This window comes from Marinomonas maritima (assembly GCF_024435075.2).
Classification (GTDB): Bacteria; Pseudomonadota; Gammaproteobacteria; order Pseudomonadales; family Marinomonadaceae; genus Marinomonas; species Marinomonas maritima.
This window is the reverse complement of record NZ_JAMZEG020000002.1, coordinates 1,247,299-1,270,409: the sequence shown is the minus strand read 5'-3', so window position 1 is coordinate 1,270,409 and position 23,111 is coordinate 1,247,299. Positions and strand designations below refer to the sequence as shown.

Annotated in this window: 19 protein-coding genes and 1 pseudogene; 12 read left to right on the top strand and 8 right to left on the bottom strand. The window is 41.0% G+C overall.

Annotated elements, in window-relative coordinates; translation table 11 throughout:
* The first annotated feature begins 2 nt into the window (after window positions 1-2).
* The 5 genes and pseudogenes from M3I01_RS12005 to M3I01_RS18605 all read left to right on the top strand — a co-directional run.
* Entirely contained in the window at window positions 3-1,763 is a 1,761-nt protein-coding gene (locus tag M3I01_RS12005) for an ABC transporter ATP-binding protein (protein WP_275565090.1), read from the top strand.
* A 507-nt stretch (window positions 1,764-2,270) separates the two neighbouring features.
* Window positions 2,271-3,806 (top strand): xanthine dehydrogenase small subunit, encoded by a 1,536-nt coding sequence (gene xdhA, locus M3I01_RS12000; protein ID WP_275565089.1) that lies wholly within the window; start codon window positions 2,271-2,273, stop codon window positions 3,804-3,806.
* Window positions 3,799-6,162, top strand: a complete 2,364-nt coding sequence (xdhB, locus tag M3I01_RS11995; RefSeq protein ID WP_255896088.1) for a xanthine dehydrogenase molybdopterin binding subunit — start codon at window positions 3,799-3,801, stop codon at window positions 6,160-6,162. Before xdhA ends, xdhB begins: the two co-directional genes overlap by 8 nt.
* On the top strand, window positions 6,159-7,040 hold the full coding sequence (gene xdhC / locus M3I01_RS11990; protein ID WP_255896087.1) for a xanthine dehydrogenase accessory protein XdhC: 882 nt from the start codon (window positions 6,159-6,161) through the stop codon (window positions 7,038-7,040). Before xdhB ends, xdhC begins: the two co-directional genes overlap by 4 nt.
* A 34-nt stretch (window positions 7,041-7,074) precedes the next feature.
* Window positions 7,075-7,212, top strand: a pseudogene (locus M3I01_RS18605) (IS30 family transposase); the annotation flags it as partial.
* Window positions 7,213-7,232: 20 nt separating this feature from the next.
* Here M3I01_RS18605 and M3I01_RS11985 read toward each other — a convergent pair.
* The 3 genes from M3I01_RS11985 to M3I01_RS11975 form a co-directional block, all read right to left on the bottom strand.
* Complete coding sequence (locus M3I01_RS11985; protein WP_255896086.1) at window positions 7,233-7,739, bottom strand: YgjV family protein; 507 nt, start codon at window positions 7,737-7,739, stop codon at window positions 7,233-7,235.
* Window positions 7,740-7,848: 109 nt separating this feature from the next.
* A complete protein-coding gene (locus M3I01_RS11980; RefSeq protein ID WP_255896085.1) occupies window positions 7,849-8,421 on the bottom strand; it encodes a Crp/Fnr family transcriptional regulator in 573 nt (190 codons plus the stop codon).
* Window positions 8,422-8,617: 196 nt separating this feature from the next.
* Window positions 8,618-9,544 carry a LysR family transcriptional regulator gene (locus M3I01_RS11975; protein WP_255896084.1) on the bottom strand — a complete coding sequence of 309 codons (927 nt, stop codon included), beginning with the start codon at window positions 9,542-9,544 and terminating at the stop codon, window positions 8,618-8,620.
* A gap of 305 nt (window positions 9,545-9,849) precedes the next feature.
* Between M3I01_RS11975 and M3I01_RS11970 the strand changes: the two genes are divergently transcribed.
* Window positions 9,850-10,986 carry an alkene reductase gene (locus tag M3I01_RS11970; protein WP_255896083.1) on the top strand — a complete coding sequence of 379 codons (1,137 nt, stop codon included), beginning with the start codon at window positions 9,850-9,852 and terminating at the stop codon, window positions 10,984-10,986.
* Window positions 10,987-11,515: 529 nt separating this feature from the next.
* Here M3I01_RS11970 and M3I01_RS11965 read toward each other — a convergent pair.
* Window positions 11,516-12,409: a LysR family transcriptional regulator gene (locus tag M3I01_RS11965; protein WP_255896082.1), complete on the bottom strand. Its 894-nt coding sequence runs from the start codon at window positions 12,407-12,409 to the stop codon at window positions 11,516-11,518.
* A gap of 99 nt (window positions 12,410-12,508) precedes the next feature.
* Here M3I01_RS11965 and M3I01_RS11960 point away from each other — a divergent pair, with 99 nt between their 5' ends.
* The 5 genes from M3I01_RS11960 to M3I01_RS11940 all read left to right on the top strand — a co-directional run bounded on the left by M3I01_RS11960 (window position 12,509) and on the right by M3I01_RS11940 (window position 17,414).
* The gene (locus M3I01_RS11960) at window positions 12,509-12,832 is read left to right on the top strand and encodes a hypothetical protein (RefSeq protein ID WP_255896081.1); all 324 of its coding nucleotides are present in this window, start codon (window positions 12,509-12,511) and stop codon (window positions 12,830-12,832) included.
* 50 nt (window positions 12,833-12,882) lie between these two features.
* Complete coding sequence (locus M3I01_RS11955) at window positions 12,883-13,569, top strand: hypothetical protein (RefSeq protein ID WP_255896080.1); 687 nt, start codon at window positions 12,883-12,885, stop codon at window positions 13,567-13,569.
* A 465-nt stretch (window positions 13,570-14,034) separates the two neighbouring features.
* A complete protein-coding gene (locus M3I01_RS11950) occupies window positions 14,035-14,910 on the top strand; it encodes an MYG1 family protein (RefSeq protein ID WP_255896079.1) in 876 nt (291 codons plus the stop codon).
* 154 nt (window positions 14,911-15,064) lie between these two features.
* Window positions 15,065-16,687 carry an alpha/beta hydrolase gene (locus M3I01_RS11945; RefSeq protein WP_255896078.1) on the top strand — a complete coding sequence of 541 codons (1,623 nt, stop codon included), beginning with the start codon at window positions 15,065-15,067 and terminating at the stop codon, window positions 16,685-16,687.
* A 286-nt stretch (window positions 16,688-16,973) separates the two neighbouring features.
* Window positions 16,974-17,414 carry an acetyltransferase gene (locus tag M3I01_RS11940; RefSeq protein ID WP_255896077.1) on the top strand — a complete coding sequence of 147 codons (441 nt, stop codon included), beginning with the start codon at window positions 16,974-16,976 and terminating at the stop codon, window positions 17,412-17,414.
* A gap of 380 nt (window positions 17,415-17,794) precedes the next feature.
* Here M3I01_RS11940 and M3I01_RS11935 read toward each other — a convergent pair whose 3' ends face one another.
* A complete protein-coding gene (locus M3I01_RS11935) occupies window positions 17,795-18,280 on the bottom strand; it encodes a YHS domain-containing (seleno)protein (protein ID WP_255896076.1) in 486 nt (161 codons plus the stop codon).
* A gap of 210 nt (window positions 18,281-18,490) precedes the next feature.
* On the opposite strand from M3I01_RS11935, the gene M3I01_RS11930 reads away from it, so the two are divergent.
* Window positions 18,491-19,321 (top strand): helix-turn-helix domain-containing protein, encoded by an 831-nt coding sequence (locus M3I01_RS11930; RefSeq protein WP_255896075.1) that lies wholly within the window; start codon window positions 18,491-18,493, stop codon window positions 19,319-19,321.
* Between the two features lie 267 nt (window positions 19,322-19,588).
* Here M3I01_RS11930 and M3I01_RS11925 read toward each other — a convergent pair whose 3' ends face one another.
* The 3 genes from M3I01_RS11925 to M3I01_RS11915 form a co-directional block, all read right to left on the bottom strand.
* Window positions 19,589-20,314, bottom strand: a complete 726-nt coding sequence (locus M3I01_RS11925) for a hypothetical protein (protein WP_255896074.1) — start codon at window positions 20,312-20,314, stop codon at window positions 19,589-19,591.
* A 215-nt stretch (window positions 20,315-20,529) separates the two neighbouring features.
* The gene (locus M3I01_RS11920; protein ID WP_255896073.1) at window positions 20,530-22,119 is read right to left on the bottom strand and encodes an ATP-binding protein; all 1,590 of its coding nucleotides are present in this window, start codon (window positions 22,117-22,119) and stop codon (window positions 20,530-20,532) included.
* Window positions 22,116-22,889 (bottom strand): winged helix-turn-helix domain-containing protein, encoded by a 774-nt coding sequence (locus tag M3I01_RS11915; protein ID WP_255896072.1) that lies wholly within the window; start codon window positions 22,887-22,889, stop codon window positions 22,116-22,118. The genes M3I01_RS11920 and M3I01_RS11915 overlap by 4 nt, the downstream gene beginning before the upstream one ends.
* Window positions 22,890-23,111: the final 222 nt, after the last annotated feature.

Genomic DNA, 23,111 nt, shown 5'->3' with positions numbered 1-23,111 from the left:
TTATGTTGAAAACATTACTCCAATTACTAGGTGAAGATGCGCCTAAATTTCGTCGCTATGTTTCTATGGCCGTTATTTATGGGTTACTCAGCGGGTTGACCATCATCTCATTGGTGCCTTTACTTCGTTACTTGTTGGTTGGCGATATAAGCAATACGGTTATTTGGCTGGTGGTTTTGTTAACGGGTGTTTTAGTGTGCTGGCGCTTGCGGTTAAGGGTAGAAAAAGCAGGCATAGAAGTCGGTATCGCTATCTTGCAAGGCGGTCGTCATCGTTTAGGTAATCATATATCACAATTACCTGTCGGTTGGTTTAATTCGAATAATACTGCTCGACTAAGTCATGTGATTTTTCAAGGGGTGATGGCAATAGCACAACTTCCAGCACACGTTTTCACGCCTGTGTTTAGTAGTGCCATGACGCCTTTAATTATTGTGTTAAGTCTATTTACGATTAACTGGAAAATGGGGTTGATTGCCTTACTGTCGATTCCTTTAATGGGGGCTGTTTTTATCATAGCTGCACGTTTAGGCCAGCGCGTAGATCAAGAGTTTCATCGTAATACCGCTGAAACGAGCCAGAGAATTATTGAATTTTCACAGGCGCAATCTGTATTACGAGCATTTAATGGTGAGGGAAAAAGTACGCATTTTCTGGAGCAAGCATTTGATTCGCAAAAAAAATCTAGCAAGCGGCTTATCTTACTATCAGTAATATCTGTGATATTGAATGCTTGGATGGTGCAGGCGATTTTCGCCACTCTGATGATTACGGCGTTGTTATCACTGAATAACTCTATAGGCGTTATTCCGACCGATACAAACAACTCAGATACCTTGATTAGTATCATTATATCTTTATTGCTTGTGAATCGGTTTGTTGAGCCATTATTGGATGTAGTCGGTTATGCAGAAGCGATTCGAGGCGCTCGTAATCAGCTAAAAGAAGTGCAGGATATTTTTGACATAGAGCCATTGCCTGAACCTGAAAACCCTAAGTTTGCACAAGATAATACTTTGTCACTAAATGGCGTTGGTTTTGCTTACCCAGACAATAAGCGTCATGTTATTCGTGACGTAAACCTGAGTATTACACCTGGCAGCATGACGGCACTGATTGGTCGTTCTGGCTCAGGAAAAAGCACCTTATTGTCATTGATTACGCGGTTTTCTGATGTAACCGAAGGAAGCATCACGATGGGTGGTGTGGATTTACGGCAAATGTCTCATGAGCAGTTGAATGAAAAAATCAGCCAAGTGTTTCAAACGCCTTATCTTTTCCAAAGCAGCATAGCCGACAATATTCGTATTGGTAAGCCGGACGCCAGCGATGCAGAAATACGCGAAGTCGCTCGACTTTCTGGCGTCACAGAAATAATTGGGCGTCTACCGCAAGGGGTGGATACATTGGTAGGAGAAGGCGGAGCACGTTTATCTGGCGGAGAACGCCAACGTATATCCATTGCACGAGCGTTAATGAAAGATGCACCTATTTTATTAATTGATGAGGCAACCGCGGCGTTAGACACTGAAAATCAGGCTGTTATCACTCAAACATTTGCACGATTGCGTGGAAAACGAACGTTAATTGTTATTACACATCAGTTATCGACGATAGAAATGGCGGATCAAATTGTCATTCTTGAGCGTGGTTGTATAAAAGAAAAAGGGTCACATGATCAATTGTCCATCTCCGGTGGTCTGTATGCGCACTTCCTTGCACAACGTAACAAAGTTAAAAGATGGAAATTGGGAAAACTATAAACCATTACCTCTGAATATAAGTCTAAAGTGCAGGGGAATGAGACCAAGTTGAGCAGATGCTCTTATCAGCTCAAGGTGTGAATACAATGGATTGTTTTCTTGTTCTTTTAGTTACTAGGTAAACTTTTAGGTTTGCTTAGTAACTTTTGAACAAACTAACCTTTCGAGGTTTCGAAACTTGCTGGCAAGATACATTCTGCCATCCAAACCCTACCTATAAATCAGATGCTTCACGACTCTCAGTATTTAAATTTTCTCTTACAGTAATGACTTCTAGCTCATTCTTTACTAATGCCATCTTAAACCACCGACTCAAGATAGGTTGTGGCTAAGTGTATCCTAGCCTTCTACATTAAAGTAAAGGGAAGGCGTTATTATGGACTGAGTGCCTTCAGATTGGGTTGTTTGTGAGGCGCTTTTAGTCTCTAATTAAAAATATTGTACAATCGGTCAGGTTTTTGGGTTTCAACTATTACTTTAGACATAAATTTAATAAAGGAGAGTGCTTTGAAATTCCTCTTGAATGACAAGCTCATCGACGACAACACGCTCCCTAGCGACTTTACAGCATTACGATATCTACGAGAAAAACGAGGATTAACAGGGACAAAAGAAGGTTGTGCGTCTGGTGATTGTGGTGCATGCACGCTCCTAGTTGGCGCATTAGATGGCGGCGAGCTTAAATATTCGACTTTTAACTCTTGTATTACGCCGGTTCAATCTCTTGCTGGTAAGCACGTTGTTTCTGTCGAGTATTTATCTGAATTTGGGGGGGAGGCGAGCGGTGAACTGCATCCAGCTCAACAGGCGATGGTGGAGCATCACGGTTCTCAATGTGGTTTTTGTACACCTGGCATTGTGTTATCCCTCGCGGGTCTTTATGAAAACAGCCAATCTTCTGATAAAGCCATAGACCGCGAGTCTGTGTGCGATGCTATTTCCGGAAACTTGTGTCGTTGTACTGGTTATCGCCCGATTATCGAGGCGGGATTAGATATGGTGAGAACCGCGGAAGACACGCAGTTTGTCGAACTGATGAGTCAAAACGACAGTATCAAGTCTCAGTTGTCGGCTTTAAAAGAAACGGGCGGTTTTGAATCGCAGGGTCACGTCTCTTATTTTCAGCCAACTACATTAGCGGAATTGCTTGAAGCAAAAACCGCTCATGCAGACGCGGTGATGATTGCTGGTGGCACGGATTTGATGCTGGAAAATACTCAGCGTTTCCATGATTTTGGCACTTTGATCGATGTGTCGCATGTCGCTGAATTAAAACAGATCCAAGATAATGGCAACACGTTAACCTTGGGCGCATCAGTGACATACAGCGAACTGGAGTATTTTAGTAAAACACGTTATCCACATATTTATAACGTGTTAAGCCGCATTGCCTCTCGACAAATTCGTAACCGTGGCACCATAGGCGGCAATGTGGCCAATGCCTCGCCGATTGCCGATCTACCACCGCTGCTATTGGCGTTTGATGCTGACATACAATTGGTCAAAACCGACGGTAACAAACGAGTCGTGAATATTAATGATTTCTACCAAGGCTATAAAATGACTCTGCTAGCAAAAGACGAACTGATCGAATCCTTCACGATTGATTTGATCAAGCTCGATGCTTTCCATCGTTTCTATAAAGTCTCCAAACGTATGGAAGACGATATTTCCAGTGTGATGTTGGCCGTACGTTTTGAATTGAGCGATGACAAAATCAGTGACGTTCGATTTGCTTTTGGCGGCATGGCAGCAACGCCAATTCGCGCGATAACAGCAGAACAGTCTTTGGTTGGCACAAGCATTAACGACGAACAAGCGTTAACACAAGCCATTGAGAATCTAAGACGCGAATTGACGCCATTAAGCGACATGCGAGCCAGCTCCCGTTATCGACTCGATATGGCGTGTAATTTGATCAAAAAAGCATGGTTGGAGCTAAACGGCCAAGCGATTGTGACATTTTCGGGCCATGCACTGTCGGAATCCGTTTTGTCTTTGGGGCATGAGATCGTAGGACACAAAGGAGCAACGCATGCGTAAACTACCGAATGACTTAGTAACGAGTTTTAAGAATGACAAGCTACCCATGCATGAGTCCGCTGTTAAACACGTTACAGGGCAAGCGATTTACATTGATGACATGCCTGAATGGCCAAATGAATTACACGTTGCGACAGGTAAATCGACCGAAGCGCACGCGGACATTGTCAGCATTAATCTAGACAAAGTGCGCGCGTATCCTGGTGTGGTCGATGTGATCGTTCAGTCTGACATTCCTGGTGACGTCGATGTGTCGCCGGTACTGAGTGGCGATTTGTTGTTGGCTGGGAACTTTGTTCATTTCATCGGTCAGTCTATTTTTGCGGTGGCGGCGACCAGTTTACGTGCCGCCAAACAAGCGGTTGAGCTGGCGGAAATCGTCTATAAACCAAGAATCAGCACACTGCATCCGAAGGAATCTCTCGAACGCCAAGAGTTCGTTTTACCAACCCACACGATTCAATGTGGTGACGCAAAAGCCGCAATGGCGACGGCGGCTCATAAAATAAAATCGGATATTTACATCAAAGGCCAAGAGCACTTTTATTTAGAAGGCCAAATTAGTGTCGCGGTGCCACACGAAGATGGTGGCGTTTTGGTTTATGCCTCGTCTCAGCATCCTGCCGAAGTACAAAAATTGGTGGCGAAAGTGCTCGGCGTGTCCGTCGCTCAAGTGCTGGTTGAAGTGCGACGCATGGGCGGCGGCTTTGGCGGTAAAGAATCTCAAGCGGCGGTATTAGGTTGCATGGCGGCGGTGTTAGCGATTCGTAACCGTTGCCCCGTTAAGTACCGCATGCCGCGCCAAGATGACATGGTGCAAACCGGTAAGCGTCACGATTTCTGGAACCGTTACGAAGTGGGTTTCTCGGCAGAAGGCGAGATCATCAGCGCCGAATATGACATGGTAGGCAAGTGCGGTTGTACGGCCGATTTGTCCGATGGCGTGGTCGACAGGGCCATGTTCCATGCCGATAATGCTTACTTCTTACCGAACGCGCGCATCAGCGGTTATCGAGGCAAAACCCATACGGTATCGAACACGGCATTCCGTGGTTTTGGCGGACCAAAAGGCGTGTTATTGGCCGAAGCCGTCATCGAAGAAATTGCCTGTACGGTCGGTAAAGACGCCCTCGATGTTCGTAAACTGAATTGTTATCAAGAAGGCAAAACGAAAACCCCTTACGGACAAAACGTTGAAGAAAATGTGTTATTGACCTTGATCGAAGAGTTGGAAGAAAGTTCTGATTATCGAGCTCGCCGCGAAGCGATTCGTGAATTTAACAAGCAAAGCCCTTTTCTTAAAAAAGGTTTGGCGCTGACGCCGGTTAAATTTGGTATTTCGTTCACGTCAAAACACCTAAACCAAGGTGGCGCGTTGGTTCATGTTTACACCGATGGCAGTGTTCACATTAGTCACGGTGGAACGGAAATGGGCCAAGGCTTGTACACTAAAGTCGCGCAAATTGTCGCCAAGACCTTTGGAATAGATTATCAACGTGTCAATGTCAGCTCGACTCGAACGGACAAAGTGCCGAACGCGTCGCCAACCGCTGCATCCGCAGGCACAGACTTGAACGGTATGGCGGCATTGGACGCGGTGGTGACGATAAAAGGGCACTTGCAAGAATTCGCCATGGAACATTTTAGTATCGCTGCCGATGACTTTGCGATTGCTAATGACCAAGTGATTTTGGGAATTGAAACAATGAGTTTCCCTGAGTTCATCAAACTCGCGTACATGAATCGCGTGTCTTTGTCGTCGACTGGCTTCTACAAAACACCGAAAATTGGTTACGACAGAAAAGCTGCGAAAGGTCGACCCTTCTTGTATTTTTCCAATGGCGCGGCCGTGTCAGAAGTGATTGTTGATACCTTCACTGGCGAATACAAGGTGACGCAAGTCGACATTTTGCACGACGTAGGTGATTCCATAAATGCCGACATCGACATTGGTCAAATCGAAGGCGCGTTTGTACAAGGCATGGGTTGGCTGACAACGGAAGAACTCAGCTGGGATGAAAAAGGCCGCATTACAACAAACAGCCCTGCGAACTACAAAATTCCCACCTCTGCAGATGTACCAGAAAAATTCAATATTAAACTGTTCGACCGCGCTAACAGTGAAGAATCGGTGTACCGTTCTAAAGCCGTTGGCGAACCGCCATTGATGCTCGGTATTTCTGTTTGGTGTGCGTTGAAAGACGCGTGTGCGTCTGTGTGTGGTTATCAGTTTTCGCCCCCTTTGGCAGTGCCAGCCACCCCAGAGGCGGTGTTCTACGGTATGCAAGACGCAGAAGCGTTTAAGCAAAATAGCGCTTTAAAAGGGCAAGGGAAGAACGAGGAAAAAACCCTATGATGTCTTCAATGAGTTGGATACAGGCCTTGGCCGAAGTCGAAAAAACGGGCCAAGCGTGGGTGATTGCGACCGTGATTGGAACGCAAGGCTCCGCACCGCGTGAATCGTCCAGCAAGATGATCATCACCGCGGATCACAGCTTTGACACGATCGGCGGCGGCCAACTGGAATACGCTGTCTGTCAAAAGGCCCGCGACATGTTGAATAGTGACCATACTGGCGCTTCTCATGTGTTGGAAAACTTTCCGCTTGCTGCGAAAACCAACCAATGTTGCGGCGGCGCCGTGAGTGTGTTGTTGGAATATTTTCCAGAACCTGCCACCAGAATCACCATTTTTGGTATGGGGCACGTGGCAACAACCTTAGTCAATGTATTGGGCAACATGCAGGCGAAAATTTCATGGGTCGATAGTCGCGAGAATCTTGCTCAAGACCAAACGATTAAAGGCTTGCCAAGCAACGTTACCCCATTTCTTTATGCGTCTATGTTGGATCACATCGACCACATGAGTCATAACGAAATCACCTTGGTCATGACGCACGACCACGCGTTGGACTATCAACTGGTGGAAGCGCTATTGGATAGAAAAGATTGCCGATTCATCGGCTTAATCGGCTCGAAAACCAAAGCGCTTCGTTTTAGAAAACGCCTTGTCAGTGCCTCGTTTAGTCCAACGGAAATTGAATCGGTTCATTGTCCTGTTGGACTGCCAGAAATTGAAGGCAAAAAACCGTTTGAAATTGCTATATCAATCTCGGCTCAGATTATTCAGCTCACACAAGCAGAGTTTAAAGTGGATAAGAGAGAGAGCAGTGGACTGACTTGGAAAGAAATTAATCAAGTCTTGAGTGATGTGAAAGAAGACTCAGTGTTTTAGTGAGTTGGCGAAAATGACGCTTTCTGAAGAGGTCGCCATAGTTCAGCTCACCGAACAGGACGTTGCGGACACGCAAATGTTAATCAATTTTAGACCTAGAAAATCGCTAAACTATCTCACTCCAATTGAAGTATTATTAAATAAGCGTGTGTCACTTATTGTTGCGATCTAGGAATTATTTATGCATATTTTTTAGTGTGATTTTAAATCAGGCTTTATATGAAATCGATAGTAACCGATTAAGTTACTAGCAATAAATAATATTTCCATGGCTACAGCAGCGGGAGAGCCAACGAGATAATTGTTTAATAGCCAAAAGCTGGTGCCAATAATCATTAACTTTCGTAATTTTTTATCGTGCTGGCAAAATGCAGCTATTGTTTGCATTACTGCTCCTATACAACTGATTAGACTAGCTAACCCAGTGTATGTAAAAGCAGTGAAGAATAAAGAAAAAATAATAAAAATTGACATTACTGATTTAGATGTTGTGAACATACTTAAAAAATAACGAATGACAGCCAGTGCCATTAGCCCTGATGAAGTGTACTGCTGGAGTAAAATAAAATGAACAGAAATTAGGGTTCCAGCGATGCATAAGCACCCAACTATTTTTTTTCGTTCTTTAAATTGAAACGAGATTAAGTCAAACAATATTGCAATAGCAATTAAAATCTGTGAGATAAGAAAGGCTGACATTTTCATTTTCCGTATTTGAAAAAATAATGAAAATTATTGTAAGGATAAATATTTTTAAAACATTAACTTAAGTTAATGTTTTAAAATATTAGTAGCTATATCGAATTTTCTAACGCATTTTAATCCGATTTTTAATCCTAGATAAACTAATAGGATTAATGCCGATGTAAGTAGCCAATTGAATGTTGTTAAGGCTAGATGTCCATTCAGGGGAATGTTCAAGTAAGTGCAAATATCGTTCTTCTGGTGTTTTTAAAAGTAAAAAAATTTCTTTATCTTCTTTATAAAGTAACTGCTGTTGAAGTAATGCTATTTTTGCAGGTAACCATTCTTTTAAGTCCAGTAAATGTAATGGCACTCTAATTAATTCTGAATGGTTTAAAGCACTAATTTGATATGTGGCTGGTGATTTGTTTAGCCAAGAAGAGTACAAAAAAGCCATTTCATTTTTAAAATAATACTCTTTAGAGTATTCACCCCCTATGTCTGAATGATAAGAGGATCTTAATATTCCAGATGATATGAAATAACCATATTTATGCTGATCCCCTTGATTTAATAATACAGTGTTAGGTTTTATTTTTATTAATTTGAATTCTTTTGATGCTTCAGTAATAATATCATCTTCAATGCTTAGGCTCTTGAAGAATTTTATAATCGATTTTAAATGTATTGGATTCATAGGCTATGACTGATTAAGAATTAATGTGTGTTATGGTTTTTAAAGTCAACAGGTATATTTTTTATCATTTTTATTGATGGTAAATGATAAAGCAGCATAGAAACCATTAATATCACAGGCTTGAGGTTAATTTATAATTATTATTTTTCATTACACTAAAACTCATTTTGAATGTAATGGTGTTATTTCACGCCGTTTATGTAGGTATGGTTTCTGAAATAAAGTGTTCCTTCAAAGCATTAATAAATGCGATCGTACGCTGGGAAATGAATTTTTTATTCGGATAAATAGCATGTAGATCTGCACCGATAGACGTTCCTGTACGACTAAAGTCATGTTTGTAGTTATCCATAATTGTGACTAAGCGTTTAGCTTTTAGGTCCTCTGCGATGTCCCAGTATGACTTTAATGCAATACCAGCTCCTTCAATAGCCCAGCGTCTAATCAAAGCGCCATCATTGGAAGATCTAGCCGCTTTGATTGAAATAGACCTTTTGTCATCAGTGCTTTGGAAATGCCAAGTAGTCAGCGGTTCAGTCATACGTACCATTGTTAAGCAATCATGCTGCGCTAGTGCTTCGGGGGTGTTAGGTGTGCCTTTACGTTTAAGGTATTCGGGGGAAGCACATAATACTCGGCGATTGCTCGTCAATTTACGTGCTATTAACGTACTATCTTCTAGAGTTCCAAATCGGATACCTAAATCAAATCCATCACTAACTATGTCTGTAACACTATCAGAAAGATAGAGATAAGGTGTGATGTTTGGATGTTTGTCGACAAATTTTGATAACACAGGAGCGATGTGTTGTTGTCCTAGATCGGATGGCGCTGTGATTCGTAGTGTACCGCTAAAACTTGTTTGACCCGTTTGTAATGATGTTTCAGCTTGTTCTACTTCCGCTAAAATACGTTCGCAAGAAGTATAAAACTGACTACCTTCATTAGTAAGAGAAATCTGTCGTGTTGTTCTATTTAAAAGCCGAACGCCATATCTTTCTTCTAATCCGTTTATTCGCGCGGTCACTCGTGCGGGCGAAAGCCCAACTTCTCTACCGGCAGCTGCTAGGCCTTGATTTTTTATGACTCTTACAAAAAGGTCGATATCACCGAGTTTGTCCATATTATCCTATTTCGTTTCTTATTATTCCGTTTTTCGGAATAGTGTTTTAGTAATTGTGCCAATTGTTCTTACCATGAGCAAGACCTATTATTTTGTTGAAGCGTAGAATGAAAAAAAAGCGACAAAAGTGAGCATTCATTAGTTTTTGGTGTTTACCGTAGCCTCACCGTAATGAATGTTTTTAGATAAAAAACATTAGTTTACAGGTGGAAAAAAGCCTTTCTTTTCATGTGTATAGACAATACACACAGCAAAAAATGAACATAACGTTAACGAGAGCCTTGAATTTTAGGAATACAGAGATTATGAAAAACTCAATGTTATTTAACACAAAGAAATTAGGCACATTTGAAGCGAATAATCGTATTGTACTGGCGCCAATGACACGCTCACGCACTGCTCAACCAGGTGATATTCCAACGGAATTAATGGCTGAATATTACGCACAACGTGCTAGCGCAGGTTTCATTATTACAGAAGCCACACAAATATCACCTCAAGGAAAAGGATATTCATTTACTCCCGGTATGTTCACAGCCGAACAAGTCGTTGGCTGGAAAAAGGTGACTCAAGCCGTTCACAAGGCTGGCGGTCATATTGTTTCTCAATTATGGCATGTTGGGCGAATGTCACATGCCTCATTTCATGTTGATGGTCTACCTGTAGCGCCCTCTGCAATTGCGCCAGACGCACAAGTATGGGTTGTTGGCGAAGATGGTATTGGGCGAATGGTCGATTGTCCCGTGCCACGTGCTTTATCAATAGAAGACATTAATAACATTGTCCTTGATTATCGTCGTGCTGCAAAAAATGCCATCGAAGCTGGGTTTGATGGCATTGAGATTCATGGTGGAAATGGTTATTTAATTGATCAGTTTTTACGTCGTAGCTCAAATAAGCGTACGGACGAGTACGGTGGCTCAATCACTAATAGATTACGGTTTGTTTTTGATGTTATCGGAGCGGTAAGTGACGAAATTGGTGCAAATAAGGTAGGTATTCGGCTAGCGCCTTTTATTACACAACGTGGTATGGACGATGCTGAAGCAATTGATGCTATTTTACTTGCGAGTAAAAAATTTAATGATATGGGGATAGCTTATATACATCTATCTGAGGCAGATTGGGATGATGCACCAGTAGTAAGCGATAAGTTTAGACACGAATTACGTGAAAACTTCAATGGCAGCATCGTTGTTGCGGGTAACTACACTGCAAAAACAGGCACAGAACTAATTGATTCAGGTTTGGTCGACTTTATCGCTTATGGAAGAAAATTCTTAGCTAATCCTGATTTACCTGATCGCTTTAAATATGAACTTTCTTTGAATGAAATTACTGATCAGTCAACATTATTTGGTGGTGATGAGCGCGGTTATACTGACTATCCAAGTTATTCAGGCCTTATCACACATGAGTTAAATAATGGTGACACAAAATAAAATGCTAGGCTTTTCAAAGCTTTATAAACTGTTGTAATTTGTGTTTTTGAGAGTTAACCGCATTTATGATGCTCAAACTAAGGTTTAAATTTAAAGAGCGATACCATATTGAAGGTCTACAGTATTGTGTTGAGCAAGGATGGCGGCATAAATTAGCAAGGCAAAGAAGGTGCTCGTTATATCTTTATTAAAATCTATATCAGGATACTCATAATTCGTCTTAAGATGAATTATGAGTATTTTACCAATGAGTTTGAGTGTTATTTCATTGAGCTGAGCCCAAACATATTACCTTCCGTATCCATACATACACTGACCAGCCAAATTCTCCAATCGACATTTTAGAATTAATCACTTTTCCACCTACTTTACTGACATGGTAGAAAATTTTTTTGGAGGATTTTCTTCTTTTTAACTTACCGAAAGTATATTTTTTCCGATTCCGTCTTGTATTGGATCGTACATATTTGAACCTTATAAGAGCCAAGTGGCTATAACATATAAGCACGGTGGGCGTTTTTAGTTGGTGCTAATAATCAGCTAATTCCGATACCAAAAAATCAAAAATGCGTCTGATTCGCCGATTGGTACGCAATTCATTGTGAGTAACTAACCATAAGTCTATGGTAATCAAGGGGAGATCGGAGATGACGACACGTTCAACAAGCGGCTCGTTATCTCCTATTGCTTCTATAGTGGCACAAATTGCCACACCTCGTTTAACCAATTCCCACTGAACAATATGACTGTTTGAAAGCACTGGAAAATTTTGTTTACTTAGAGAAAGGCCCTGAGAATTAAGCAACGCCATAAGACGGCCAGAGCTCTCAGTGTCAATAAAATTAGCCTTGTTTAACTCATCGATTGATGGAGGATTATTTAGTTGCTGCAGATAGCTTTTGGCGGCGTAGAGATGACCTCGAACACTGCACAGCTTTTTTGCAATCAATTCTGGCTGTGTTGGACGAACACTCCGGATAGCAATATCAGCCTCTCTTCGATTAAGATCACGTTCTTCGTTAGTTGAATATATTTTGATCTCAATGCCAGGTTCTAATTCTCGTAAAGCCTTGATCATGGGTGGCAGCATGAATGTAGAAAAAAGCTCGGAAGCGGTGATGCTTACGTCACCCTCGATGGTATCTGATTTACCCGAAGCGGATAAAGAAAACTGGTTGGCGGCATGACCCATCAGCCGCACATGTTCTAGTAATTTGACGCCATTAGGCGTTAGTTCCAAGCCTCGACCTCGCCTGGTAAATAGATCAAATCCAATTTCGCTTTCTAGCGCCGCGACCTGTCGTCCTAAGGTAGGCTGTGTCATTCCCATTGATCGAGCGGCTGCAGCCAAAGAGCCTTCCTCTGCCGTTACCAAAAAAGCCCGAGCACGGTTCCAGTCGAATGTTATTGATTTCCAATCCATACAAATATGTATACCTGAGGTCAATATTTCATTGTATTGATTTCATTAATGTATTGGTAGAGTTGTCGAGATTAAATTACGTTAACGGGATTGATAGATATGAAACTACCTACTATCGCACTGCTAGTAGCAACACTGTTGCTCGGCGCATGTTCGAGTTTGATTCAAACAGCCTCCATTTCTGAAGCATATAAACACTATGATCGTCAGCAATACGATCGCACATTGGAATTAATTTCACAGGCAGAGAATGCAGAGACAATGTCGGCTGAAACGAAAGCGGAATTGACTTACTTAAAAGCAATGACCTACGAGGAGATGGGGGAGATCGAGACAGCTAACACCCTTTATGAGTACCTTGCTAAAGAACACAGCAATTCGCAATACGGGTATTTGGCGGTCAAAAAATTGAATGGCCGTTAATCAACTTTAATCATTCCGTTTTTAGCAAGTGTTTAACCGAGGCTTTACCCATGAAAGACATCATTATTTGGGCAATACATGCCCCCGCGGGAACGCTCGTTTTGGTGAGCGCTGTTGTTGCCATGTTCGCCAAGAAAGGCAGCGCATTACATAGAAAAGCAGGCTCCTATTTTACTGTATTCATGATGGTCATGCTGATTTCGGGTATTGTAGCCGCTTACCTCAAAAACTCCATCGGTGACATGATGTTGGGTGCAATCGTCCTGTATACCGTATTTACCGCCTGGTTAACGGTGCATCATAAAAAGTATGAAACTGGCTTCCTGGAAGTAACTGCTTTGATATGGATTGTCGGTTTCGCCATTACTGCATTTTTTATCAGTATGGGTTGGCAAGAGGTTGAGACGCCTTTTGCCTATTTGATTTGGGGTGGTTTAGCGATTCTGTGTGCTCTGGGGGATATCCGCAACCTTTACTGTTTAGGTCTTTCAGGTACTCAACGCATTATTCGACATGTCTGGCGCATTGGCTTTTCACTGATATGGACGGCATTAGCATTCACCGACAAAATCGTGAAAATGATGGGGGCTAATGTTAAGAACATGCAGGAAGAGCAACTGTTATTCATCGTAGCGGTACCGACACTGCTCATACTGCTCACCATCTTGTATTGGATAACCCAAATTCTGTTTTTTTCCCGCGATAAATTTGCGGCTTACGGCGAGTCAACTAAATAAATGGTAATGACTGAAATAGGTTGAAAGACGCCACTTACAATCAACGCTCCCACCAAAGCAATGAAGTATAGATATCATGTTCTCGTGGTATTTTTTATACGCTTCATTATTAATAACCTGTAAGCCCGTTATTGGATCGTAAAGATTGATAATTCGTGAGGGTTGCCGTTAAAACATAAATGGAAGTGAGAAAATGAGAATTCGTAATAGGAAGAGTGCGTGATTTTCTGGGAATAATGATCATCTCTTATTGGGTTGATGAAAACAGGGTTTGCATCACGTGAGTTCTTCATCAAAAACAGAACGTTCTGGTTAGTGAGGGACGTATTTAGTTTTACCTGAAGGGTTCAAGTTCGTCATTGATACTGTAAAATGACGGTTTTACTCACCCTTAAAGCTCAGTAGTATCGCGCCCCTTAATACGTGTGTGCTGTTAAGTGCAATACCAATAAAAGAGACTATAGAATGTCCCAACAAACTCAAATAATCGCAACGCACAACGGAAACTTTCACGCAGACGACGTATTTAGTGTCGCGGCACTTAAAACCATTTTTCCATCTGTAGAATTAATACGCACACGTGATTTAGACGTAATGGCCAAAGCCGACATAGTGTTAGACGTAGGTGGAATATACGACCCAGAAAAAGGCCGATTTGATCATCATCAGAAAGGTGGCGCAGGCGCACGAGAAAACGGTATTCCGTTTTCATCATTTGGGTTAATTTGGCAAAAATACGGTCTCGAAATATGCGCAGGCAATCAAGAGGTAGCCAACTCACTAGATAAAAATTTAGTATCGACCATCGACGCAATAGATTGTGGACATGTAGAAGGTGTAGCAACAGGCATTAGCCTTAGTCAAACCATCTCAATGTTTAATCCTACATGGCAAGAAGAAGGCGATTTTGATGCGTGTTTTGATGAAGCCGTTGCATTTGCATCACGCATATTAACTCGATTCATTGCGTCAGCAAGTGGTGGTGTTAGCGCAAAAACAATCGTAGCAAGCGCCATAGAAAAAGCCATTGATCCAAGAGTGATTGTGTTAGAACAATACACGCCATGGAAAACCACCGTGCTTAAATTATCGCAAGACGCATTGTTTATGGTATATCCGTCGCAAACAGGGCAATGGCGTATACAAACCGTGCCAGTCGAATTAGGCTCATTTGAAGACCGTAAAAAACTACCACAGCCGTGGGCTGGGTTGTCTGATAAAGAATTACAAGATGTTACTGGATTAGATGACGCCATGTTCTGTCATAACGGCTTGTTTATCGCTGGCTGTGCGTCGTTTGAAAATACAATGAAGATGGCACAGATGGCGTTGGATTATTAGACGTTTAGAATAGAAAGTGAGCGTTATTGTATAAAAATCAAATTTAAGACCGATATCATTATTAATGATATTGGTCTTTTACGCCTTGGTTTCATAAATTTAGTGTTGTAATGTGGTTGCTTAGGGAAGCATTGAATGATTCGGAGTATATGGTTTGATTAAAAGAATTAATATTATAATTGTTTTTTTATCTTTTATGCTGACGTCATGTTCTTATATGAAATATTCTGCTATCCAGACGGAATATAAAAAACTTCAAAATGCTGACCCCAGCCAAGTTAACTTAAAACACATGCTAGACCAAGAAACTTTTTTCATTATGGGTAAGTCAATTTCTCAATCAAATGACTACTCAAATGTATCTATGGCTATCGCCGCCTATTCCAGTCGATTCAAAAAGTATGAACGAGTTGACACAATGTTCTTTAAAGGAACAGGGACGCATTATGGTTTAAACCTTCCTGAAGGAAATTATACTTTACTGATGTACGCAGACATAAATAAAGATAGGGAGTTTCAACAATCTGAAATAGTAGGCAAGAGGGAGCTTTTTTTAAATACGACTCGTTTTCCAGAAAAAATTGTTAAGGATGTGAATATCGAAATAACAGCAAGCTCAAGGTTAACTTGGGCTGAAACTATTTTGGTACCTGACAGTATGGAAATAGAGCAGTCCCTATATTATCCAACTGGAACTATTCGTAGCCTAGATGACCCAATATTTAATGTGAATATTTCGACTATGGGTATGTACGACCCTGCTTCTTTTTTAGAATATGCGCCAACCATGTTTTATGCCCTGAAAGAAGACGTAGCGCATAAAATCCCCGTTATTTTTATACATGGGATTGGTGGTAGTTCGAAAGAATTTAAAACGATTCTTGAAAGCATGGATAAAGATCGTTATAAGGCTTGGTTTTTCTATTACCCCTCTGGTGGTGATCTAGATCAGTTAGCAGATCTTTTTTACAATATTTTTCTTTCGGGGGCCGTCGTTCCTATGATGGATATGCCTATGATTGTAGTCGCTCATAGTATGGGCGGGCTTATCGCTCGAGAAGCATTTAACAAATACCAAGGAAGGGCGACAGAAAATAAAGTTAAATTATTTGTTAGTATAGCAACTCCATTCGGAGGTCACCCTTCTGCGGCTTTAGGTGAGAAGCATGGCTTAATCGTATTACCATCATGGAAAGACTTAAATCCAACTAGTCAATTTATAAAAGAACTTTATAGAAAACCATTGCCTGAGTTTGTCAATCACCAACTATTTTATGCCTATAATAATTCCAGTGTGTTAAAACTGGGTGAAAACAGCGATGGCGTTGTACCACTCTTAAGCCAATTGAATCCAGAAGCACAAAGACAATCTTATAACCAGTTCGGTTTTAACAGCAGTCATGTTGGTATCTTAGAAAATAAAGAAATGATTCATCATCTGCTGGAAAATATGGCAGGCGTAAAAAATATTTTTCCAGAATTACACATGAAATTACTTAATAATGGTGGTTTCGATGTGAAACTAACAGATGATTATAGTCCTCTTAGCCAGCATTTGATCCGCTATGCAGGAAAATACATTGTTATGTTAGTTAATGAGACAATAAAACCTATTAATCACCAGCAAGCGAATTTCATTCAAGCTATTCAAGGAAAAATGCCAGTAACTCAAAATGCGGAAAGAGACTTTATAAAATTTATGCGTGAGTATCCTCAAGTAGTGAATAGTTTTTTGGAAGATCAATCTAACAAAAAACTACAGCAGATAAGCCGCTGAATGCGGTGTTACGCCTACAGGATTGCATGAAATATTTATCAATCATCTTGTTTTTATTGATGACTTTCCAGCTTTCTGATATTTACGCTTTAAGCAAAGAATCATTAAAAACTTAGCTTGATAACTGTAATGTATTTTTTAGACACCGAGCTGGTGGTTATTACGATAATCCTTAGTATATAAAAAGTCGTTTGAACATGAATAAATAGTTTTTTTAACTCTTTATTTTTAAATTATTAACAATATTTTCACCCTTAATTGGGTATTTTTTTTCATGAGGTTTGACATGGAAATCAATAATGCATCAAAATCTGATTATTTAGATTTAATTGAAATTTGGGATAAATCTGTTCGAGCTACGCATGATTTTTTACCAGAAGAAAATATAAAAACGTTAAAACCTCTCATATTAGAACATTACTTTGAGGCTGTTGATCTAAGGGTTGCTAAAAGTGATAACGGCAATATTATTGGTTTCATTGGTGTCGCAGAGGGCAATGTAGAAATGTTGTTTATATCACCCGATTTTCGTAATAATGGCGTTGGTTCTCTTCTGTTAAAAAATGCAATTGAGCATCAATCTGCCAATAAAGTTGATGTGAATGAACAAAATCCAGAGGCTATTGGCTTTTATAAACATTTAGGTTTTAAAGTGCTGGATCGATCACCTTTAGATGGTCAAGGTAACCCTTTCCCGCTGTTACACATGGCGTTAAAATGCATATAATAAGTTAGTCTAGCAGGACTAAAAATAGTTTTTCACGACTGTGGGTTGCTATTAAATTTAACGTTTTTTACCTCTTAACGAGACAATCACTCCCGCTTTTATTAGTAAACACTACGTTACCCACATGAATTAAACTCGTTAATTTAATTAACGGTTTAATAATTAGTTGAGCACTACCAGCAATAAATAACCATGCTCCCCTTGCACATATTTTTTATCCAATGGAACAACATATCAACTAACGGCTTCTTTTGTTTGCATTTTAGATCACTGGACCTCAGGTGGTTTTCTCTTTTTCACCAGAGTATAAAAAGCAAAAAAACCAGTGCCTCAGGGGGAGAGACACTAATTTCATCAAAATGATCAATCATTAATGCGGATTAGCCGTTTTTCGCTTTAGCTTCTTCAGGTGTTAAACCTTTTAGTTCAGGCCAGTTTTTTTCTGACGTGATTAGGTTGCCAGGTACGTCCCTTAACCAGGCTTTTTGTACGTCTTTGTTTAGGTTTAAATACAATTTACCATCGGCAATTTTCCATGCTGTTGGGTCCGTATCAAACTTCAAGTTCATCGCGACGCCCATTGCACAGAAGCCTCCGTACTGAGGTGCGTATTTTGTTTTATCTGAATTGAATAGGTCGCGGTGCTTTGCTGAAACAAAACGGTACGTCGAGTTTTTATAGTTTGAGGTGAATTCTGCGCTGCCCAATACTGGTTTGCTCATGGTGAAGTAAGCAACGGTGTCGTAGCCTTTAATCGCCAAATCATTTGCGTCTGCGTTTGCATCGATGTCTGCGGCAAAGCTTGCTGCGCTAGCAAAAAAAACCGTTGCTGCAACTGTGTTTCTGATCAAGTTAGAAGTGTTCATAATTTTACCTTTCGTTGTTTTCAATAAATTGTTAAAACCTACACGTTAAGAGGCGTTAGCGAAAAGCCGTTGAACTTATGGCTTGTCGTGCTTACTAACTAAGTCTCTTAAGTGAATGGGATTAGTCTATTTATTTCTTGATCATGAAAGGCACCGAAATATCCATAAAATGAAACCAATCGTCCAAATCGGCAAATTAAGTAGGTGTTCGTGAACAAATTACAAAATATTATTGATAACTTTTCGATTCAGTCTGAGGTTATTTTTAGTGGGAGTTTTTGTGGTGGAAAAACACTGGGCTCATTAGAAGTAGAAAAGGGCGGCCATTTACATTACCTTCGTTCTGGCAAGCTAACTGTCTTGAGTGATTCTGGTCATAAAATGCTGTTTGACCAACCTGCAGTTATTCTGTTGCCGTTTGCGACAACACATCAAGTCATTGCCGATGAAACGGATGGCGCAGAATTAATTTGTGCCGCGATTAACTTTACGGCGTTAGAGCAAAAACAATTGGTATCTAGCTTGCCGAAATTGGTTTATCTAAATTTAGAAGACGGGCCGATGGCGAATACGGTTGCTTGGATGTTCCGTGAAATCGGTGTGACGGGGCTTGGACAAAAAAGCATCGTTGGCAAAATGTGCGATATCTTATTAATTCAAATGCTACGCAAACTGTCAGAAGAAGGTTTGGTGATACAAGGCATGTTGGCGGGTTTAAGTCATCCTGCTTTAGCGCCGACATTAGTCAAATTGCAAGAAGCACCAGAAGACGCGTGGACATTAGAGTTAATGGCAGAAAATGCGGCCATGTCTCGGTCTAAGTTTGCGGAACTTTTTCGTGAAACAGTAGGGCAAACGCCCAACGATTTTTTAACCGATTTACGCATTTCTATGGCGCAGCAACTGTTAATACAAGACAAACCAGTCAACCTAGTGGCAAACAAAGTCGGCTATGAACACGGTTCTGTACTGGCTAGAGTCTTTCGTAAGAAAACGGGTTTATCACCAAAAGAGTGGTTGCAGAAGTTCCACGAGAGCTAAGGTCATGAAAGCAGATAAGAGCACTAAAATATGACCTATGATGAATTCAATCAATTTTGTTGTAGGGGATTGTTTTGAAATGGCGAGAATTACTTAGAAATCGATAGTCAGGGGGTTGGATAAATATGGGCATTAACCATTTTTTAAGCCTTTATCCAATGTGATTATTCAGCAGAGAGTATGGGAAAAATGACGAACAGCTCATTTAGAAAAATAAGGCAGACATTGCCAAAATATAGTATTGCCTGCCTTAATAACTGACCAAATTTAGAAGTGATAGGCGACGGTTATGTTTGCAAAAGCAGAGGCGCCACCAAGATCGTCTTGGATGTTTTGTTTTTCTTTTGTTAGGTCGGATGCCGTTACGTTGTTATTAGAACCTTGAGCTTTCAGTTTTACCTTTGGATCATCAGAGGAAAAAATGACACCTACTTCAGCGCTAAAGTCGAAGCCTGGTGTTTTCTCAATTTTGTTTCCCCAACCTAAGCTAACGTAAGGAACGATTTCGGAGCGTTTTACGTCTGCTGTAAATGAGTCTAAATCCCCAGGGTTTACTGTTGTCGAGCCAACGGTATAGGCTTTTTTGTTGTTTGCAGAGTAGTTCGCTGAATAGTTCTGGTAGATTAAACCACCGGAAAGAAAGACATCATTCCCCCATCCAGATGACTGTATCGGATACCAATCAATACCACCTTGAATGGAGTACCTTGAGTAATCGGTAGCATCATAGTCAGTACCTGCAATGCTTACACTGAATTCGTCATCGGCATCAAAACCACTGACAGCCGCTCGCCACTGAATGCTATCACCTCGAATAAGGTGTAGTTGGGTTGTATTACTCGCACTTATTCCTAGTCCCATGGTTCCTATGCTTATTCCGCCGGAATGGCTGGGTTCATACGCAAAGGCTTGCTGGCTGAGCACCACAGAAGAAATGAATAATGTAGCGAGTTTTAAGCTCAAATAGCGGTTTTCTTTTGATATTACTGTCATGGTCTTTTCCTTGAATGAAAGTGAAAGTTTGCTTACATGAGTTGAACCATTGTGATTATGAGGAGGCGCATGGAAAAAGTATGTGGCACTTTTTGGACGAAGTGTGACAGTCTATTTTTTATGAATGGGTGGTGTGAAGAAACTAAGTGCATAAGGCTGGAGTGATTCGAGAGGAAAACGTCAGTGCCTTCCCTCTCTGTTTATGTGTTCTTGGGTTATTTTACTGGCCAGCGTATTTCAAAGTGGGCACCACCTAGCTTGGACGTATTTACTAATGCGTAGCCAGAGTGCCATTCCGCAATTTGCTGGACAATGGCCAGTCCTAATCCATGGCCTTTGGACGCTTCCCTATGCTCATTATCTAGTTGTTTAAAAGGAATAAACACCTTGTCTCTGTCTTCTTCTGCGATACCTTCACCATCGTCTTCAACTGATAAGCAGTATTCATGATTAAATTGGACAAAATTAATGCGAATAGTGTGATCAGTATAAATTAGTGCATTTGAAACCAAATTGTTTAAGGCTCGCAGCATCGCTCTTTGGTCAATAAAAAGACTTTTATCTTGTAGCTCGGGTGAAATGCCTAACTCAAATACAATCTTGCTGTGTTCGGTTTGCAGTAGGCTAATTTCATTGCGTATTTGTTGAGCAAGGACACAATGTCCAAAGTGAGTAATGTCTGTTGCGCGACTGTAGCGGGACAACATTAGTATCTGATTAATTAAGTAATCTAATGTTGTGATGCCAGATGCGATGCTTTTTTTATAGCGTTCTTTTTCGTCATCAGACGCTTCGATAGAGTCCAGCATTTCAAAGGCAAAGCTGAGCCTAGACAGCGGGGTGCGTAAATCGTGGGCTATGGCATTAGTAAGTTCCCGTTGGCTTCTAACCATTTTTTCTATGCGTTCTGCCATTGCATTAAAGGCTTTAGCAAGTCTAGAGATAGACGAAAATCGGCCAATGGCGGCACGTTGGTCGAGATAGCCTGAACCGAATAGCGACGCTGTGTTGGACAATTTGGTTAAGTCTCGCCAGAGTGGAAAAACAAAGATTAAAATGCCCAAAGAGACCACGGTGACAAATACCACAATCATCGTCAGAAACACCATGAGTGTTGCACCGGGTACGGGAATTGGACCAATTTTAAGAACAAGGTTTTTGTTTTCAGTCGCTTGATAAATTTCTGTTTCATTATCTTCATTAATAAGCCAAGTCATGCCAGTACGATCGAATTGCGCGAGCTTGATGACGTTAATATCTAATGATTGTCGTGCGACAAGGGTTAAGTCGAAGCCAAATTCGGGTTGTAGTTGCTTTAACTTAGCCTGCCATTGCGATTGAGGTGTATGTTGTAGATTTTGTATTATTAACTGAATGGTTCCTTTGCTGAGGTTGCTCATTCTTCGTTCTTGCGTTTCTCCTAGCATCATGTGAATAAAAAAAGGGCTGTCAAAAACACGCTTTATAATGGCATCCGCACCATTATGGTCGCTGTAAACAACGAACTCTTTCGCTGGAAGTTGATCCAAGTCCCCATAATAATCAATCTTGTCCTGGGCCGATATTAAGGTTAATTCGTAGCTAAATTGGTCTGCAATGGTAGGAAATTCCTGCTGCCATTCGGATTGAGGGATGTCTTTTAAACGCTCCTCAATAAGGAAAAGCGTGCCTTTAAAACTCGCTGTAATTCTCTCGAATCGGGCCGCATCGTTAACGGCATGGATAGGGTTGTAGGCGGTGATGTAAATTAAATAAAATAATGGCAGGAAGACAAGGATCCAGATTCTTATAAATAGCTTAATCATGTTTTAACTGACTCGTTTTCTAGTGTTTTCTCAATGGAAGCGCAGAGTAGATAGCCTTTACTTCGAATGGTTTTAATGATTTTTGGATTAATAGGGTCGTCATTGAGCTTTTTTCTAAGGCGAGATATTCGACGATCAATTGATCGGTCTATTCCGTCGTATTCAAATCCTCTAAGACTTTGCAAAATGGTTTCTCGCGTAACAATCTTTCCAGCGTTATTAATTAATAGATTTAAAAGATCATACTCTGCAGTGGTCAGTGAAATATCCTGTTGATTGATAGAAACACTCCTCTTATGAGGGGCAATTTCTAATGTGCTCAAGGTGCTCAAGGTGCTGATTGTCTGGTTATTAACAGACGGCAGTGAAGGAAATGAGGCATGGCTAGATTCTCCCCGCCTTAATAGCGCTTTGATGCGAGAAAGTAACAGGCGTGGTTTCACTGGTTTAATCACATAGTCATCGGCACCAAGCTCTAACCCCAGCATTTGATCCATGTCTTCATCAAGCGAAGTTAGCATTAGAATGAGGCCACTATAAGCGGGTCTTACTATTCGGCAGACATCCATGCCTGATAGGCCAGGTAGCATGATGTCTAAAATAACCAAATCAGGCTGCTGCTCTATAATCTGACGAGTCGCTTCAATACCGTTTGTGACTACTTCGACAAGATAACCATTTTTATGTAAAAACTCTTGAACCAGAGAGGCCAGTTCAACGTCATCTTCTACCAAAATCAGTTTTTTGCCATTTAATAGGTAATTACCCATATAAATCCTTACGTTATGGGTGTTGATTATAAAAATAGTGCCATGAATGTTGAGTGAATACGAGGTTATATTTGTGACGGTTTGAGACGGTAAAACAGACTGAAGTGTGTGGTTAGGGTTGTGATACCCGATTGCTAGGGTTGTTGTCGCGGCAGCAGGTATTGGCGGTACGGTATTTTCTCTGACTCGTACTCCTCATGATGCTTTGATGCCATGGAATCA

Bases quoted from the DNA above. Each gene is read 5' to 3' on its own strand.
- M3I01_RS11965 (WP_255896082.1), bottom strand. From the start codon at position 12,409: ATGGATTGGAAATCAATAACATTCGACTGGAACCGTGCTCGGGCTTTT.
- M3I01_RS11925 (WP_255896074.1), bottom strand. From the start codon at position 20,314: ATGACAGTAATATCAAAAGAAAACCGCTATTTGAGCTTAAAACTCGCT.
- M3I01_RS11940 (WP_255896077.1), top strand. From the start codon at position 16,974: ATGGAAATCAATAATGCATCAAAATCTGATTATTTAGATTTAATTGAA.
- M3I01_RS11915 (WP_255896072.1), bottom strand. From the start codon at position 22,889: ATGGGTAATTACCTATTAAATGGCAAAAAACTGATTTTGGTAGAAGAT.
- M3I01_RS11920 (WP_255896073.1), bottom strand. From the start codon at position 22,119: ATGATTAAGCTATTTATAAGAATCTGGATCCTTGTCTTCCTGCCATTA.
- M3I01_RS11950 (WP_255896079.1), top strand. From the start codon at position 14,035: ATGTCCCAACAAACTCAAATAATCGCAACGCACAACGGAAACTTTCAC.
- xdhB (WP_255896088.1), top strand. From the start codon at position 3,799: ATGCGTAAACTACCGAATGACTTAGTAACGAGTTTTAAGAATGACAAG.
- M3I01_RS11960 (WP_255896081.1), top strand. From the start codon at position 12,509: ATGAAACTACCTACTATCGCACTGCTAGTAGCAACACTGTTGCTCGGC.
- M3I01_RS12005 (WP_275565090.1), top strand. From the start codon at position 3: ATGTTGAAAACATTACTCCAATTACTAGGTGAAGATGCGCCTAAATTT.
- M3I01_RS11955 (WP_255896080.1), top strand. From the start codon at position 12,883: ATGAAAGACATCATTATTTGGGCAATACATGCCCCCGCGGGAACGCTC.
- M3I01_RS11985 (WP_255896086.1), bottom strand. From the start codon at position 7,739: ATGTCAGCCTTTCTTATCTCACAGATTTTAATTGCTATTGCAATATTG.
- M3I01_RS11935 (WP_255896076.1), bottom strand. From the start codon at position 18,280: ATGAACACTTCTAACTTGATCAGAAACACAGTTGCAGCAACGGTTTTT.
- M3I01_RS11980 (WP_255896085.1), bottom strand. From the start codon at position 8,421: ATGAATCCAATACATTTAAAATCGATTATAAAATTCTTCAAGAGCCTA.
- xdhC (WP_255896087.1), top strand. From the start codon at position 6,159: ATGATGTCTTCAATGAGTTGGATACAGGCCTTGGCCGAAGTCGAAAAA.
- M3I01_RS11970 (WP_255896083.1), top strand. From the start codon at position 9,850: ATGAAAAACTCAATGTTATTTAACACAAAGAAATTAGGCACATTTGAA.
- M3I01_RS11975 (WP_255896084.1), bottom strand. From the start codon at position 9,544: ATGGACAAACTCGGTGATATCGACCTTTTTGTAAGAGTCATAAAAAAT.